16 protein-coding genes and 1 pseudogene are annotated in these 13,900 nt (G+C 60.5%); 9 read left to right on the forward strand and 8 right to left on the reverse strand.

From position 1 onward, the window contains the following. The first annotated feature begins 8 nt into the window (after window positions 1–8). Window positions 9–374, forward strand: a complete 366-nt coding sequence (locus tag F8N66_RS09255; protein ID WP_150769877.1) for a 5-carboxymethyl-2-hydroxymuconate Delta-isomerase — start codon at window positions 9–11, stop codon at window positions 372–374. Window positions 375–392: 18 nt separating this feature from the next. Here the strand turns inward: F8N66_RS09255 and F8N66_RS31685 are convergent. Further along, window positions 393–524, reverse strand: a pseudogene (locus F8N66_RS31685) (LysR family transcriptional regulator); the annotation flags it as partial. Window positions 525–755: 231 nt separating this feature from the next. On the opposite strand from F8N66_RS31685, the gene F8N66_RS09265 reads away from it, so the two are divergent. The 4 genes from F8N66_RS09265 (at window position 756) to F8N66_RS09280 (ending at window position 5,036) form a co-directional block, all read left to right on the forward strand. Further along, a complete protein-coding gene (locus tag F8N66_RS09265) occupies window positions 756–2,405 on the forward strand; it encodes a phosphoethanolamine transferase (protein WP_150769878.1) in 1,650 nt (549 codons plus the stop codon). Between the two features lie 153 nt (window positions 2,406–2,558). Further along, window positions 2,559–3,692, forward strand: coding sequence for a ribonuclease D (gene rnd, locus F8N66_RS09270; protein ID WP_150769879.1), 1,134 nt, complete (start codon window positions 2,559–2,561; stop codon window positions 3,690–3,692). After that, window positions 3,689–3,982, forward strand: coding sequence for a YcgL domain-containing protein (locus F8N66_RS09275; protein WP_150769880.1), 294 nt, complete (start codon window positions 3,689–3,691; stop codon window positions 3,980–3,982). Before rnd ends, F8N66_RS09275 begins: the two co-directional genes overlap by 4 nt. Before the next feature lie 121 nt (window positions 3,983–4,103). Further along, window positions 4,104–5,036: a D-2-hydroxyacid dehydrogenase gene (locus tag F8N66_RS09280; protein ID WP_150769881.1), complete on the forward strand. Its 933-nt coding sequence runs from the start codon at window positions 4,104–4,106 to the stop codon at window positions 5,034–5,036. Window positions 5,037–5,164: 128 nt separating this feature from the next. On the opposite strand, the gene F8N66_RS09285 is transcribed toward F8N66_RS09280, so the two are convergent. Beyond that, complete coding sequence (locus tag F8N66_RS09285; RefSeq protein WP_150769882.1) at window positions 5,165–5,758, reverse strand: nitroreductase family protein; 594 nt, start codon at window positions 5,756–5,758, stop codon at window positions 5,165–5,167. Between the two features lie 278 nt (window positions 5,759–6,036). Here F8N66_RS09285 and F8N66_RS09290 point away from each other — a divergent pair, with 278 nt between their 5' ends. Together F8N66_RS09290 and F8N66_RS09295 are read left to right on the forward strand one after the other, a co-directional pair. Further along, complete coding sequence (locus tag F8N66_RS09290) at window positions 6,037–6,486, forward strand: YcgN family cysteine cluster protein (RefSeq protein WP_128608633.1); 450 nt, start codon at window positions 6,037–6,039, stop codon at window positions 6,484–6,486. Between the two features lie 19 nt (window positions 6,487–6,505). Next, window positions 6,506–7,735, forward strand: coding sequence for a hypothetical protein (locus tag F8N66_RS09295; protein WP_150769883.1), 1,230 nt, complete (start codon window positions 6,506–6,508; stop codon window positions 7,733–7,735). A gap of 105 nt (window positions 7,736–7,840) precedes the next feature. On the opposite strand, the gene F8N66_RS09300 is transcribed toward F8N66_RS09295, so the two are convergent. The 4 genes from F8N66_RS09300 to F8N66_RS09315 all read right to left on the reverse strand — a co-directional run bounded on the left by F8N66_RS09300 (window position 7,841) and on the right by F8N66_RS09315 (window position 10,069). Beyond that, window positions 7,841–8,218: a DUF2892 domain-containing protein gene (locus tag F8N66_RS09300; RefSeq protein WP_150769884.1), complete on the reverse strand. Its 378-nt coding sequence runs from the start codon at window positions 8,216–8,218 to the stop codon at window positions 7,841–7,843. 84 nt (window positions 8,219–8,302) lie between these two features. Continuing rightward, window positions 8,303–8,773, reverse strand: coding sequence for an RNA methyltransferase (locus F8N66_RS09305; protein ID WP_095060636.1), 471 nt, complete (start codon window positions 8,771–8,773; stop codon window positions 8,303–8,305). A gap of 189 nt (window positions 8,774–8,962) precedes the next feature. Further along, entirely contained in the window at window positions 8,963–9,334 is a 372-nt protein-coding gene (locus F8N66_RS09310) for a YajD family HNH nuclease (protein WP_053156205.1), read from the reverse strand. A gap of 48 nt (window positions 9,335–9,382) precedes the next feature. Beyond that, a complete protein-coding gene (locus F8N66_RS09315) occupies window positions 9,383–10,069 on the reverse strand; it encodes a spermidine synthase (RefSeq protein ID WP_150769885.1) in 687 nt (228 codons plus the stop codon). A 96-nt stretch (window positions 10,070–10,165) separates the two neighbouring features. On the opposite strand from F8N66_RS09315, the gene F8N66_RS09320 reads away from it, so the two are divergent. Then, entirely contained in the window at window positions 10,166–10,456 is a 291-nt protein-coding gene (locus F8N66_RS09320) for a hypothetical protein (RefSeq protein ID WP_150769886.1), read from the forward strand. Here F8N66_RS09320 and F8N66_RS09325 read toward each other — a convergent pair. After that, complete coding sequence (locus F8N66_RS09325) at window positions 10,453–10,926, reverse strand: cyclic nucleotide-binding domain-containing protein (RefSeq protein ID WP_150769887.1); 474 nt, start codon at window positions 10,924–10,926, stop codon at window positions 10,453–10,455. The two genes, F8N66_RS09320 and F8N66_RS09325, sit on opposite strands and share 4 nt — an antisense overlap. 190 nt (window positions 10,927–11,116) lie before the next feature. Next, complete coding sequence (locus tag F8N66_RS09330; protein WP_150769888.1) at window positions 11,117–13,171, reverse strand: S9 family peptidase; 2,055 nt, start codon at window positions 13,169–13,171, stop codon at window positions 11,117–11,119. Between the two features lie 216 nt (window positions 13,172–13,387). On the opposite strand from F8N66_RS09330, the gene F8N66_RS09340 reads away from it, so the two are divergent. Then, window positions 13,388–13,885 (forward strand): MFS transporter, encoded by a 498-nt coding sequence (locus tag F8N66_RS09340; protein ID WP_150769889.1) that lies wholly within the window; start codon window positions 13,388–13,390, stop codon window positions 13,883–13,885. Window positions 13,886–13,900 lie beyond the last annotated feature (15 nt).

Here is a 13,900-nt window from a genome sequence, read left to right on the forward strand (position 1 = left end):
GTTACACCATGCCGCACCTGCACCTGGAATACACCGCCAACCTGCCTGACCTGAATGCCGACGTGGCGCTGATGCGGCTCAACAACACACTGGTGGGTTCCGGTCAGTTCGGCGCCGAATTCGACATCAAGAGTCGGGCGGTGAAGGTCGAGACATTCAGGGTCGGTACGGCATTGGCGGAGCGGGCGTTCGTGCATGTGAAGCTGGCGCTGCTGAGCGGGCGTTCGCCGCAGATCAAGCAGCAACTGTCCGAAAGCCTGCTGGCGGTGGTGAAGGACCTCTGTGAATGGCCAGCGGGCGTTGAAGTCCAGTTGTGTGTGGAGATTCTTGATATCGATCGCGAGTCGTATACCAAAACCGCCATCGGCGTCTGAGTTTCTGCTCGTTTTCGGCTCGGCGCAGGCCTTGAGCACCTGCTCGCGCAACCAGAGGTTGGCGCTGTCCTGATCGACACTTTGGCTCCAGTGTATGTCGAGGGTGAATCCCGACAGGCCTTCGGGCACTTCACGGTGATCGAAGGCCGCCGAAATTAAATAATGCAAGGCGACGGGAGGGGCTTGCATGGTCCGGTCCTGAATAAACGCTGAACCATTCTCAAATAAGCTGTTAGTTTCAGGCGAATCTTCAAGCCCAACTAATCGTTGGCGTCTTTTTCACAAAAAATTGATGGTTGGCTGCCTAAAGTTAGTGCTGTCGCGGTGAATGAAATTTTCACATTTGCCGAAGGCACTTCTTTTCAGGATCAGCCGATTATCATGTTGAAGATTAAAGCCGTGCGCCCCGAGTGGGTGACACTGATTGCCAGCGCCTTTTTATTGACTGCCTTCAACTTTGTCTTGTGGCAGCATTTGTTTGAAATCACCGGGGCGGACGGTAAAGGCGTGGTGATGCGCGTGGCTTTTGGCGCGATGATCTTTGCGGCCTTCAACATTGTGCTGACGCTGCTGGCCTTCCGCCCGGTCATGAAGCCGGTCCTGACGCTGCTGTTCATGATCAGCGCCGGTGTGGCGTATTTCATGAGCCAATACGGTGTTTTGATAGACGCCGGCATGTTGCGTAACTTCGCTGAAACCAATGCCACGGAAGTTCGCGACTTGCTGTCGATAAAGTTGCTTGTTTATATCCTTTTGCTGGGGGTCTTGCCCTCGTGGTTGTTGTGGAAAACCCCGATTAGTTACCGTCGCTGGCACCGTGAACTGTTAAGTAAGGTGTTGGTGAGTGTTGCTTCAGTGGCGGTCATTGGTGGTGTGGCGCTGATTAACTATCAGGGGCTTTCTTCATTGTTTCGCAATCATCATGAGTTGCGCCTGATGCTGGTGCCGAGCAACTACATCGGCGCTTCGTTCGGTTATTTGCGTGAACAGGTCGCCTCGGCTCAGCAACCCTTTGTCAAAGTGGGTGAGGATGCCCAGCGAAACCCCGCCTTGCAAAACCACGGCCGCAAATCCTTGACCGTGCTGGTGGTGGGGGAGAGTGCCAGGGCCGAGAACTTCGGCATCCTGGGATATGACCGCGATACAACGCCAAAGCTCGATAAAGAGGCGGGCCTGATCGCTTTCACGGATGTGCACTCCTGCGGCACGGAAACCGCCGTGTCGGTGCCCTGCATGTTTTCTAACATGGGCCGCAAGGATTACAACGCCAGCAAGGCGAAGAATGAAGAGGGCCTGCTGGATGTGCTCAAGCGCGCCGGCCTCGATGTTATCTGGCGGGATAACCAGTCCGGCTGCAAGGGCACTTGCGACCGGGTGACGCTCGACGACGTCAGCAACCTGAAAGACCCGGTGCTGTGCGCCAACAGTGAATGCCGCGACGAAATCCTGCTGCAAGGCTTGCAACACTTTATCGATAACCTGGATAAAGACACGGTGCTGGTGTTGCACCAGATGGGCAGTCACGGTCCGGAGTACTTCAAGCGTTATCCGAAAGAGTACGAACGCTTTACCCCGGTCTGTGAAAGTAATGCGCTGAACAATTGCAGCCGCGAAAGTATCGTCAACGGCTACGACAACACGCTGGTGTATACCGATCACGTGCTGTCGACCCTGATCGATCTGTTGCGCAGCAACCAGGACAAGGTCGATACCGCGATGCTCTATCTGTCGGATCACGGCGAATCCCTGGGCGAATACAACCTGTTCCTCCACGGCACGCCTTACATGCTGGCGCCGGAACAGCAGAAACATGTGGCGATGCTGGCCTGGTTTTCCGACAACTATCAAAAGTCCTACTCGGTGGACACTCACTGCCTGCAACTGAGCCGGGAAAAACCTCTCAGCCAGGACAACCTGTTTCATTCGATGCTGGGGTTGCTGGAGGTCAAGAGCCACGTCTACAACCAGGATCTGGACATGTTTGCCGGCTGTCGAGGGGCGGTGATCGACGGCGTGCTGGCCAAGGAGTGACCGCCTTCAACACGCCGGTGGCCCGCTTTTTCCGGGCAAATTCAAGGTTTCCTGAGTGGCGCAAGGTGTTTTCCCTCAAGCTCTTGTTCAGTGGATGCGCGGAAATCGCCGGGGGCGATATATACTGCGGGCCATTCTTCAAGGGAGAGCCGTGTGGCCATCGATATTCACTGGATTCGCGACAACGATAGCCTCGGGCGGTTTTGCGCCGAATGGCAGCAACTGCCCTACGTTGCCCTCGACACCGAATTCATGCGGGTCGACACCTTCTATCCGATAGCCGGCCTGCTGCAGGTGGGCGATGGCGTACGTGCTTACCTGATCGATCCACTGACCATCGACAACTGGCAACCCCTGGCCGCCTTGCTGGAAAACCCGGCCGTGGTCAAAGTCGTGCATGCCTGCAGCGAAGACCTCGAAGTCCTGCTGCGCTTGACCGGCAGCCTGCCGGCGACGCTGTTCGATACGCAATTGGCCGCCGCTTACCTGAACCTGGGTTTCTCCATGGGCTATTCGCGGCTGGTGCAGGAAGTGCTCGGCATCGACCTGCCCAAGGGTGAAACCCGTTCCGACTGGCTGCAGCGCCCGCTTTCCGAGACCCAGATCAGCTACGCCGCCGAAGATGCCCTGCACCTGGCGGAGGTTTTCGTACAGCTGCGTCCGAAGCTTTCTGACGATAAATATGCCTGGGTCCTGGAGGACGGCGCCGAGCTGGTGGCCAACCTGCGCCGCGAGATCGACCCCTATGAGGTTTACCGCGACGCCAAGTTGGCCTGGAAACTGTCTCGCGCCCAGCTCGCCGTGTTGCGCGAGCTGTGCGCCTGGCGTGAAACCGAGGCCCGCGCCCGTGATCTGCCGCGCAACCGCATCATCCGCGAGCATTCGCTGTGGCCCTTGGCGCGCACGCAGCCCGACAACCTGGGCGCCTTGGCAAAAATCGAAGACATGCACCCGCGCACCGTGCGTCAGGACGGCGAGTTTCTGCTTGATCTGATCAAGCGCGCTGGCAGTGTGTCGCCAGACCAATGGCCACCCGCCGTGCCCGAGCCACTGCCCGTGGACGCCGCGGCGCTGCTCAAGCAGATGAAAGCCATCGGCCAGGCCGAGGCCGAGCGCCTGAACATCGCGCCGGAACTGATGCTGCGCAAGAAAACACTGGAAGCACTGCTCAAGAGCGGCTTCCCCAATGGTCCCTACCAATTGCCTGATTCGTTGCGTGGCTGGCGCCGCGAATTGATGGGCCAGGCACTGCTCGACAGCCTGGCTACCGCCGGAGAACAGCCTTGAAACGTATTTGCTCCATCTACCGCAGTACCAAGCGAAACGAGATGTACCTCTATGTGCTCAAGAGTGATGCGCTTGAGCGCGTGCCGGAACCCTTGATGATCGCTTTTGGCAAACCCATCCACGCTTTCGATCTGGTGCTGAGCCCCGAGCGCAAACTGTCGCGCGAGGACATCACCGTCGTGCTGGAAAACCTCGACAAGCAGGGTTACCACCTGCAAATGCCACCGGCCGAAGACGAATACATCGAACATTTGCCGGAAGAGTTGCTACGACGCAACGACCCGATGTAATCGGCAGACAGGCTCTGTTCAGAGCCTTTGTGAAACACTGGAATGATTTTGGCGATGGCCGCGACGACGCAGCAGTAGTGCGTCGGCGGTCGTCTGCAGCGCTTTTTTGAAAGGTTGAAGCATGCGCGTTCTGATTGCCGAACACGACCACCCTGTGTACACCCAACTGCTGCGCGAGTCCGCGCCGGACCTGGAAGTGCTGACCAGCGGTGACTCCGCCGAACTGTCCCGCCAGGCCGCCGAGTGTCCGGTCTGGCTCGGTCAACCCGATTTACTGGCGACCCTGTTGCGTCAAGGCCACCAACCCCAATGGCTGCAATCGACCTGGGCGGGCATCACGCCACTCCTGGCCGATGGATTGCCTCGCCACTATCGCCTGACCCGTGCGGTGGGGATTTTTGGCCAGGTCATGGCCGAATACGTGCTCACCTATATGCTCGGTCATGAGCGAGAAGTGATGGCGCGGCTGGTCAGCCAGGTTGAGCGCAAGTGGGACAGTCGTCATGGCCAGAGCCTGGCAGGGCGCAAGGTCCTGATCGTTGGCACCGGTGATATCGGGCAGACCGTAGCCCGGTTTCTCTTGCCTTTTGGTGTCGTGCTGTATGGCATCGCCAGTGAGGCCCGTGAGCAGGCGCCGTTCGTCGAAGTCGGTTCGCTGGAGGACTTGCCACGTTTGGTCGGTGAAGTGGATTACGTAGTGAATCTGCTGCCAAATACCCCGAACACCCACGATATTTACAATGCGGCGCTGTTCAAGCAGTTCAAGCCGACCGGGTTGTTCATCAACGTCGGGCGCGGGGTGGCGGTGGTCGATGCGGACCTCGTGCAAGCCTTGAAAGAAGGGCATCTGGTAGGCGCCGTGATCGACGTCTGCCGCCAGGAGCCGCTGCCGCAGCGTCATCCGTTCTGGACCGCCTGGGGGCTGTTGCTGACCGGGCACAGCTCGGCACCGACTTCGCCATCCCTGATGGTGAAACTGTTTGTCGAGAACCTGCGGGCCTATCAGGCGGGTGAAGCATTGCGCGGGGAAGTGGATTTCGATCGCGGGTATTGAAGTCACCCCCCCAATCAAAAGGTGGGAGCAGGCTTGCTCGCGAAAGCGGTCTATCAGTCAGGCAATTGTCCGCTGATGCGCCGCCTTCGCGAGCAAGCCCGCTCCCACATTTATTTTTGCAGTGTGGCTTAGAGGGTGAAATCGCCTTCGGCCGCCAGCTCGTTCAACGGACGACGCGGGCTCGGCACTTCACGGGCTTGCAGGTACTCGGCCAAGGTCGCCTTGTCGCCCAGCTTGCCGATCGCCACGGCGGCGTGCAGGGCATAGCCTTCAGGAATGTTCAGCTCCTTGCGGGTCAGTTCCTGATCGAAACCGGCCATGCCGTGGGTGTGCCAGCCACTGAGGCTCGCTTGCAGCGCCAGGTGGCCCCAGGCCGAACCGGTGTCGAAGGTGTGCCACAGGGCCGGGGTTTCTTCGCTGGCACCAGGCGCCGTGAAGGTGGTCTTCGAGATCACGATCACCAGGGCCGAGGCGTGTTGCGCCCAGCTGCGGTTGAACTCGTTCAACAGGCCCAGGTAACGCTCCCAGTTCGGCGTATCGCGGCGCGCGTAGAGAAAGCGCCAAGGCTGCGAGTTGTACGCCGACGGGGCCCAGCGCGCGGCTTCGAAGAAGCACAGCAGGGTCTCCTCGGGGAGGGTTTCGCCGGTGAAGGCGCGGGGCGACCAGCGATCGGTGAACTGAGGGTGGATGGCGTAATCGGCAACGCGTGGATTTGCACTCATCAAGAGATTCCTTGCTACGTTTTGAAGTGAGGGGCGTCTGAACCTGCGGGCGCAGTTGAGCTGAGCGTAAGGTCTGTGCAGGGTCGTGGCGGTTCACCGGAATGCAACGCGGTCGAGCGTTAATGGCACGCGGATAGGGCTCCTTGCGACTGGCAAAGCTACTTGGCGACGTCAAAACTGACAAGCCCTGATCTACCGGCAGTCGCCAGTGCTTGGCCCGCGGGGCCGCGGGCACTAGACTGGCGGCCTTTTCACCACCTGATGTTGATGCTTGAGCCATGGCCGCCAAAGTCGAACCGTTCTGGATACGCAAAACCCTCGATCAACTCGATCAAGAGGAATGGGAATCGCTGTGCGACGGTTGTGGCCTGTGCTGCCTGCAAAAGCTCGAAGACGAAGATGACAACAGCGTCTATTACACGCGTATCGCCTGCAAACTGCTGGACCTGAAGACCTGCCAGTGCAGCGATTACCCGAACCGTCGCGATTCGGTGCCGGACTGCATCCAGCTCACGCCGGGCAAGGCCGATGAATTCAAATGGCTGCCGCCGACCTGCGGTTATCGCCTGGTCAGCGAGGGCAAGGACTTGCCGCTGTGGCATCACCTGGTGTGCGGTGATCGCGATGCGGTGCATCACGAACGTATTTCCCAGTCCGGGCGTATGCTCGCCGAAGGCAGCGTGGCCGAAGACGATTGGGAAGATCATCTGATTTTCCGGGCGGGCTGAGCGTCAACAAGGAGTGTGTATGGCTGTGGGATGGCGGCTGGCGTGGGTCGTTGGGCTACTGACCCTAGGTTTGCCCGTGTGGGCCGCGAAGAAGGTCGATCTGGATTACCACGTGCGCCTGTTACCGCAAAGCGACCAGGCGGAAGTGCGCCTCACCCTGGCGCAGGGCTCAGCGGTACGCAGCCTGGATTTCGACCTGGGCGATGGTAGCCATTACAGCGATTTCAAGGCTGATGGCCAGTGGCAACTGACCCCGGGCAAACCGGCCCGGGGTGTCTGGCGCCCGGCCACCGACAAGGCCAGCCTGACCTACCGCGTTCGTGTCAGCCATGGCCGCAAGAGCGGCAGCTTCGACACCCGCATGACCCCGGCCTGGGCGCTGCTGCGCGGTGAGGACCTGGTGCCGCCCGCCAGGCTCGATCAGCAGGACGGTATCGAACTGGTGTCACGCCTGGAATTCGAATTGCCCAATGGCTGGAAAAGCGTCGAAACCGCCTGGCCGCGAATCGGCAAGAACAAGTTCCGCATCGACAACGTCTCCCGATTGTTCGACCGGCCCACCGGCTGGATGCTTGCCGGTCATCTCGGCAGTCGGCGCACCCGCCTGGGAGAAACCGAAGTCACCGTGGCCTCGCCCCAGGGGCAGGGCATGCGGCGCATGGATGTGCTGACCCTGTTGACCTTCGTCTGGCCGCAGGTGCAAGCGGTGTTTCCTCGCCATCCCGCCAAGCTGTTGATTGTCGGTGCCAACGATCCGATGTGGCGCGGCAGCCTCGCGGCGCACGAGTCGATCTACCTGAACAGCCGCCTGCCGCTGGTCAGCGAAAGCGGCAGCAGTGCACTGGTTCGGGAGTTGGCCCAGTTGTTTGGGCGGATCAACGACAAGCAGCGCAGTGACTGGATCAGCGAGGGCTTTGCCGAGTATTACGCCATCGAACTGGTGCGCCGCGCTGGCGGCATGAGTGACGAGCGTTATCAGAGTTTGCAGGAACGTTTGGCGAAGGACGGCCAGAAAGTCACCACCTTGCGCGGCGAGCAGGTCAATCCGGCGCAGATTTCAAAAGCGGTGGTGTTGATGCAGGAACTGGATCGCGAGATTCGCCTGAAGACCCGCAACAAGCGTTCGCTGGACGATGTGTTGCGTGGGGCGATGCGGTTGGGGAGCCTGGACACCAAGGAGTTTGTGCAGCTCTCGGAGAGCGTGATTGGCGATTCTTCCAAGGTGCTCGATACCGAGTTGCTTCAGTAACACCGCCGTTCGCGAGCAAGCCCGCTCCCACATTGGTTTTGTGTAAGACACAAATGTGGGAGCGGGCTTCGCGAAGTGGCCCTGATGCTCAACGCCTCTTCAGGATCAAACCCCGGTTTTCGGCGATTTCAACGAATCATTGCCGGTCACCGTCGCGGTTTTGGTCGCCGCTTCGGCATTAGCCTTCAATTTCGCCAGATCTTCGCCGGCACGCTGGATTTTCGCCCGCACGTTGTCCATGTCCTGGCGACTTTTTTCCAGCAGGCTTTTCGCCGAGCTATGGCCGGTGATGCCTCGGGCGAGGGCGACGCCGCCGATGGCCACTTGGATCAAGCCGAAAATACCGCCACGGCGCAGGCCCTTGCCCACCATCACCACACCACCGGCCAGCGAGCCGATCCGCTCCCAACCCTGGACGTTATGGTCGGTATGCGTCTGAAACGGGGTGGATTCGATACGTTGTACGCGTTTGAGTTCGCTCATGATCTGTCTCCAGGCTTCGGTTCAGTAATGGATAGTCAGCTGACTGCCGGGACGGTCAGCCGGTTCCATCGAATGTACCGCAACTCAGCGGAACTTCGGCCCCGAGCGGGTATTGAGGCCCTTGGCCATGCGGTCGTAAAGCACCACGTTGACCGTGGCCGCCAGGTTCATGCAGCCGGTGGTCGGGATGTAGACCACGTCTTCGCACCAGTCGCGGATCTCTTGATCCAGCGAACCGTCTTCCGGTCCGAAAATGTACAGCGCGCGGTCCGGGTGCGTGTATTCAGGCAGCGGGCGGGCGCCTTCGACCAGCTCCACGGCGACCGGTACGCAGTTCAGCGGCAGGATTTTCTTCAGGTCGTCGATGCCGATCAGCGGGATGTCGTAGTGGACGCGCTTGGTATCGGTGACGAAGTCGGCGGCGCGCTCATAGCGCTTGCCGGTGTAGAACACCGATGCCACGCCATAACAGCCTGCGGCGCGCATCACAGAACCGACGTTCTCCGGTGACTTGGGGTTATACAAACCAATGCAGCTGTACCGTTTGTCTGCCACGAGCGGGGTGCCTTTGGGGAAAAAAGCGCGATTATACGGGGATTGGCAGGCAGTGGTCAGTTTGGAGATTGGCGGTGTCCGGGCGATCGCTTTCGCGAGCAGGCTCGCTCCCACAGGGGAGATGTGGTGTACACAAAACCACTGTGGGAGCGAGCCTGCTCGCGAAGAGGCCGGTTGAGGCGCTGAAGATTATTCTTCTTTCTTCATCAGTCCGGCCAACGCGGCAAACGGGTTGTGCGTCGCCTTGGCGATTTTCGGCGTGCTCAGCGAGCCTTCACCGAAGTACTGCTGGTCGGTATAGCGCGAGTGTTCATTGTCGTGGCAATACAGGCACAACAGCTCCCAGTTCGAACCGTCCTGCGGGTTGTTGTCGTGGTTGTGGTCACGGTGGTGCACGGTCAGTTCGCTCAGGCGCTTGCCGGAAAATTCACGGGCGCAGCGGCCGCACACGTGCGGGTACATTTTCAGGGCCTTGTCGCGGTAGCCCATTTCCTTGTCGCGCTGGTTGTCGGCGAGGATGCGGTCCAGTTTGGACGTGTTGGTTGGGGTGGACGAACTCATGGGTTCACCTTTGTAGAAGACGAATGACGGTTATGGGTGAAGTTTAGCTCAGCCCTTGAGCTTCTCGGCAATCCAGATGGTGTGGCGGGTGCCCTTGTTACCGTGGGCGAAGACCTGCACTTCCTCGGCCTTGAACCCGGCTTTTTTCAGTTTGTCGGAAAACTGCCGGTCGGCGCTGGCTGACCAGACCGCCAGCACGCCCTTTGGCCGCAGGGCCTTGGCACAGGCGCTCAGGCCGCCGGCGGAATAGAGCCAGCTATTGGCCTTCTGGGTCAGGCCTTCGGGGCCGTTGTCGACGTCGAGCATGATCGCATCGAATCCTTGCGGCTCGGCTTGCAGCACCTTGGCCACGTCTTCCAGGCGGATGACGGTGCGCGGGTCAAGTAACGGGTTTCCGGCTTTTTCGCCCAAGGGCCCGCGATTCCACTCCACGACACCGGGCACCAGCTCGGCCACCACCACTTCGGCACTCTTGCCCAAGTGCCTGAGCGCCGAGGCGAGGGTGAAGCCCATGCCCAGGCCACCGATTAACACCCGCGAATCCGGACGCCCGGCGACCTTGCGGCAGGGAATCTCGGCCAGGGCATCCTCGGAGCCGTGCATGCGGGTGTTCATCAGTTGTCCGCCGTCACCGCCCTGGATCTTGATGACGAAATCCTCGCCGTACTCGAACAGGCACAGGGCACCGCCGTTCTCGGGAATAGGGGTGGTGTCGAGCAGAACGAAACGTTTCATGGGGCTCACTTGAGGAGAAAATGGCAACAGGGGGGAAGGCAAACGGACGCGGTTGGGAGTAGCCTGCAACTGACAACAAGGCCAACGGAGCCATTGATGAAGCGCACCATTCTAACGGTCATTGCCCTGGCCGCGCTCTCGATTACTGCAGTGCAGGCCCAACAGTTGCAAGCCACGCCGGTCAGTCCCGCGCCGATGCCCGGTTCGCCGGGCACCGCCACGCCCACGCCGTATCCGCAAATCACCCCGGCGCCGCTGCCCAAGGTCGGCCCCGGCAGCGGCGGTCCTCCCCTGGTCCCAATCGAGATGCCGAACCCGCCGACCAAGGACCAGCCCGTGCCGGGGATCGAGCAGAACCCGCCGAAGGTCAAGTCGCCGGGTGGTTAGACTTGCTGCGCAAGCAATTGCCCGTCGGCCATGCGCAAGCGCTTGGACAGGGACACGGCAAGGGCGCGGATGATCTTGGCGGCGATTTTCGGGGCGTCGTTGAGCATCTTTTCCAGCGAGTCCTTGCCCAGATTGAGCAACTGGCAGTTGCTCGCCGCCACGCAACTGGCTGAGCGGCGTTCGCCATCGAGCACGGCCATTTCGCCGAACGAGCGGCCACTGCGCAAGGTGGCGATGGTCACGAGTTGCCCGTCGCCGGTGGTCTTTTGCACGGCCACCTGGCCGGTGTGGATGATGCACATGAAACTGCCAGCATCCCCTTCGTGGAAAATCTCTTCACCCTGGGCAATGGTGCTGATGCTGAAATAACCGGAGGCCGCGGCGAAGTCCGCCGGCAGCAATTGGTTGAACAGGCCGCAGTCCATCAGCCAGTCGCGGATTTCGTTATTCAGATGAGTCGGTTCTGACATGTCGGGCGATCTTTATTGTTGTGTCTGTTTTTCCGGGTTCTGGATGCCCACTTTCCCTTGTGGGAGCGGGCTTGCTCGCGAAAGCGTCGGGCCCGGTAACATTGATGCCGGCTGACCCACCGCTTTCGCGAGCAAGCCCGCTCCCACAGGGAATGAGTGATCTTAAGACCGGGTCATCGGGCCAAGTTCCTCAGGCGATCCCCAAAACCTTGAACAAAAATGCGTATTCGAGTGCTACGTCACGCAATCCCTGGTATCGACCACTCATCCCGCCATGCCCGGCGCCCAGTTCAGTCTTGAGCAGCAGGGGATTGTTGTCGGTTTTGGTCGCGCGCAACTTCGCCACCCATTTGGCGGCCTCCCAATACTGCACGCGGCTGTCGTTATAGCCGGCAATCACCAGCGTGGCCGGATACGCCTGTGCGCTGACGTTTTCGTACGGAGCGTAGGCCTTGATCCGCTCATAGACGTCCGGTTCTTCAGGGTTACCCCACTCGTCGTATTCAGTGACGGTTAACGGCAGTTCAGGGTCGAGCATGGTATTGAGCACGTCGACGAACGGTACTTCGGCAATCGCCGCGCCGAACAGCTCCGGCCGCTGATTCAGCACCGCGCCGATCAACAGGCCGCCGGCACTGCCACCGCTGATCGCCAGTTGCGGCGCGGTGGTGAAGCCATTGGCGATCAAGTGCTCGGCGCAGGCGATGAAATCGCTGAAGGTGTTGTGCTTGTGTTCCTGCTTGCCGGCGCGGTACCAGGCTTCGCCCAGTTCGCCACCGCCGCGCACGTGAGCGATGGCAAACGCGATGCCGCGATCGAGCAGGCTCAGGCGTGCGTGGGAGAACCACGGGTCGAGGCTTTCGCCATAGGCGCCGTAGCCGTACAGATAAAGCGGAGTCGGCTTGCCGAGCGCTTCGCGTTTGACCACAAGGCTGATCGGCACTTTCGTACCGTCGGGCGCCGTGGCCCACAGGCGCTGGCTGACATAGGCATCGGCGTCGAAGGGGCCGAGCACCGGGGTCTGCTTGAGGACTTTCTGCTCACCGTTGACCAGCTCAAGCTGGCGGATCTGTGCCGGACGGTTCAAGGCTTCGTAGCGCAGGCGAATCCGCTCGCTGGGGAATTCCAGGCTGTTCTGCACATGCAGGCTGTAGGCCGCGTCCGGCAGTTGCACCCGGTAGCTCGGCAAATCCTGCGGGTGCACTTCAATGATCGGCAAGCCGCCTTCACGCAGGCTCAAGGTCATGGCGCCAGCGTTCAGGCTCATGCCTTCGATCATCACCGTGTCGCTATGGGGGATCAGGTTGTGCCAGGCGGATTCGATCGGCGCGACGCCACTATCGACCGCGGTGTACAGGGCGAAATTGATGCCGTCGCGGTTGCTGCGAATGAACCAGGTCCATTGGCCGTCGAGCGCGCCGTGATCGACGTCATACTCATGGTCTTCGACCCGTGGCGCGATGCAGGCAAAGGCTTGCTGCGGCTGGTTGGCATCCAGCACCCAGACTTCGCTGGTGGTCTTGCTGCCCAGGGACAGCAGCAATTGCTGTTCGGAGCTGGAGCGGTAGCAGTGCATGAAAAAGCGCCCGTCCGGCTCATGGAACACTTCATCGGCCGCCGTGCCGTCCAGGCGATAGCGGAACAACTTGTGCGGGCGATGGGTATCGTCCAGTTCGCCGAAGAACAGGGTCAGGCTGTCATTGGCCCAGGTCATGCTGCCGTCACAGTCCTGGAACTCCAGTTCACTGACACGCCCGTCGGACAATTCCTTCACGAACAGGGTGTAGATCTCATCGCCCGTGGAGTCGATGCTGTAGGCCAGGCGCTGGTGGTCCGGGCTGATGCTGAAGGCGCCGAGGGAAAAGAAGCCGCCATTGGCCAGCACGTTCGGGTCCAGCAGCAGTTGTTCCCGGCTCTCATCGAGTTGCAGGCTGTCGTCGGCCGGGCGCGGGCAGCGGTAGTGACGGGCGTACTCGTCGCCTGCCGTGGTGCGCGTGTAATACAGGTACGGCCCCCACGGCGAGGGCAGGGACAGGTCGGTTTCGAGAATCCGCCCCTTGATCTCTTCGAACAGGGTTTCACGCAACCCGGCCTGGTCGGCGGTTTGTGCTTCCTGGTAACTGTTTTCAGCCTTGAGGTAGTCGAGCACCGCATCGGTGTCGCGCTCCTGCAGCCAGGCATACGGGTCATCGCCCTCGTCCTTGCGGGCGATCGGGGCATCGGAAACGTTGGCGGTTAGGGGCATGAAAGGTTCTCGATCAATGTACGAAATAGAGGCTTGGCAACCTGTGGGGGCGGGCTTGCTCGCGAAAGCGGTGTATCAGTCAACACAGATGTTGAATGTGCTGACCGCTTCGCGGGCAAGCCCGTTCCCACAGGGAATGCGTTCGACCGACCGGCATTGGGGCAAGCCTGGCGTGCGAAAAGTCGTTACTATAAGCGCCTCTTTGCCTGCCTTGCCATGGACACCATGACCGAGAACGACTATCTGATCGCTTGGGGCCTTTACGCCTTTGCCGCTTTGGGCTGCCTGTTGGTGTGGATGCGCCTGACCCGCTGGATGTGGCGCTGGCTGCGTGAACCGCTGCGAGTGCTGATGGCGGTGCTGTTGTTCAGCCCGACCATCATCGACCCGGTGAAGGAAAAGGTCGCGCCGGCCATCGCCATTACCGCCCTGGACCTGTTGTTCAAGGTCGGCAACAACGCGTGGCGGGCGATTTCGGACCTGTTCATGTACGGCATGATCGCGTTCGGCATCTACCTGGTGTTCGTCGCCATCCGCTTCCCCATCGAGCGCGCCTCCAGGGCCCGCAAGGAACAGGCCGCCGCCGCCAAGGCCGCGGCCCTCGCCGAGGAACCGGAGGAGGATCATCCTTTCGGCGGTGCCGGCGACGATCGTTATGGTCGTCCACCCGTGCCGAGCAATCCCCAGCGTATGCGGGTCGAACCGCGTTTGTAACTTTGCCCCTGGCTT

It is taken from the genome of Pseudomonas fluorescens, from assembly GCF_902498195.1.
In the GTDB taxonomy this organism is placed as follows: domain Bacteria; phylum Pseudomonadota; class Gammaproteobacteria; order Pseudomonadales; family Pseudomonadaceae; genus Aquipseudomonas; species Aquipseudomonas fluorescens_BU.

Coding starts and splice junctions, on each gene's coding strand:
- F8N66_RS09340 (WP_150769889.1), top strand. CDS start 13,388: ATGGACACCATGACCGAGAACGACTATCTGATCGCTTGGGGCCTTTAC.
- F8N66_RS09320 (WP_150769886.1), top strand. CDS start 10,166: ATGAAGCGCACCATTCTAACGGTCATTGCCCTGGCCGCGCTCTCGATT.
- F8N66_RS09285 (WP_150769882.1), bottom strand. CDS start 5,758: ATGAGTGCAAATCCACGCGTTGCCGATTACGCCATCCACCCTCAGTTC.
- F8N66_RS09280 (WP_150769881.1), top strand. CDS start 4,104: ATGCGCGTTCTGATTGCCGAACACGACCACCCTGTGTACACCCAACTG.
- F8N66_RS09265 (WP_150769878.1), top strand. CDS start 756: ATGTTGAAGATTAAAGCCGTGCGCCCCGAGTGGGTGACACTGATTGCC.
- F8N66_RS09325 (WP_150769887.1), bottom strand. CDS start 10,926: ATGTCAGAACCGACTCATCTGAATAACGAAATCCGCGACTGGCTGATG.
- F8N66_RS09290 (WP_128608633.1), top strand. CDS start 6,037: ATGGCCGCCAAAGTCGAACCGTTCTGGATACGCAAAACCCTCGATCAA.
- F8N66_RS09300 (WP_150769884.1), bottom strand. CDS start 8,218: ATGAGCGAACTCAAACGCGTACAACGTATCGAATCCACCCCGTTTCAG.
- F8N66_RS09315 (WP_150769885.1), bottom strand. CDS start 10,069: ATGAAACGTTTCGTTCTGCTCGACACCACCCCTATTCCCGAGAACGGC.
- F8N66_RS09295 (WP_150769883.1), top strand. CDS start 6,506: ATGGCTGTGGGATGGCGGCTGGCGTGGGTCGTTGGGCTACTGACCCTA.
- F8N66_RS09255 (WP_150769877.1), top strand. CDS start 9: ATGCCGCACCTGCACCTGGAATACACCGCCAACCTGCCTGACCTGAAT.
- F8N66_RS09330 (WP_150769888.1), bottom strand. CDS start 13,171: ATGCCCCTAACCGCCAACGTTTCCGATGCCCCGATCGCCCGCAAGGAC.
- F8N66_RS09310 (WP_053156205.1), bottom strand. CDS start 9,334: ATGAGTTCGTCCACCCCAACCAACACGTCCAAACTGGACCGCATCCTC.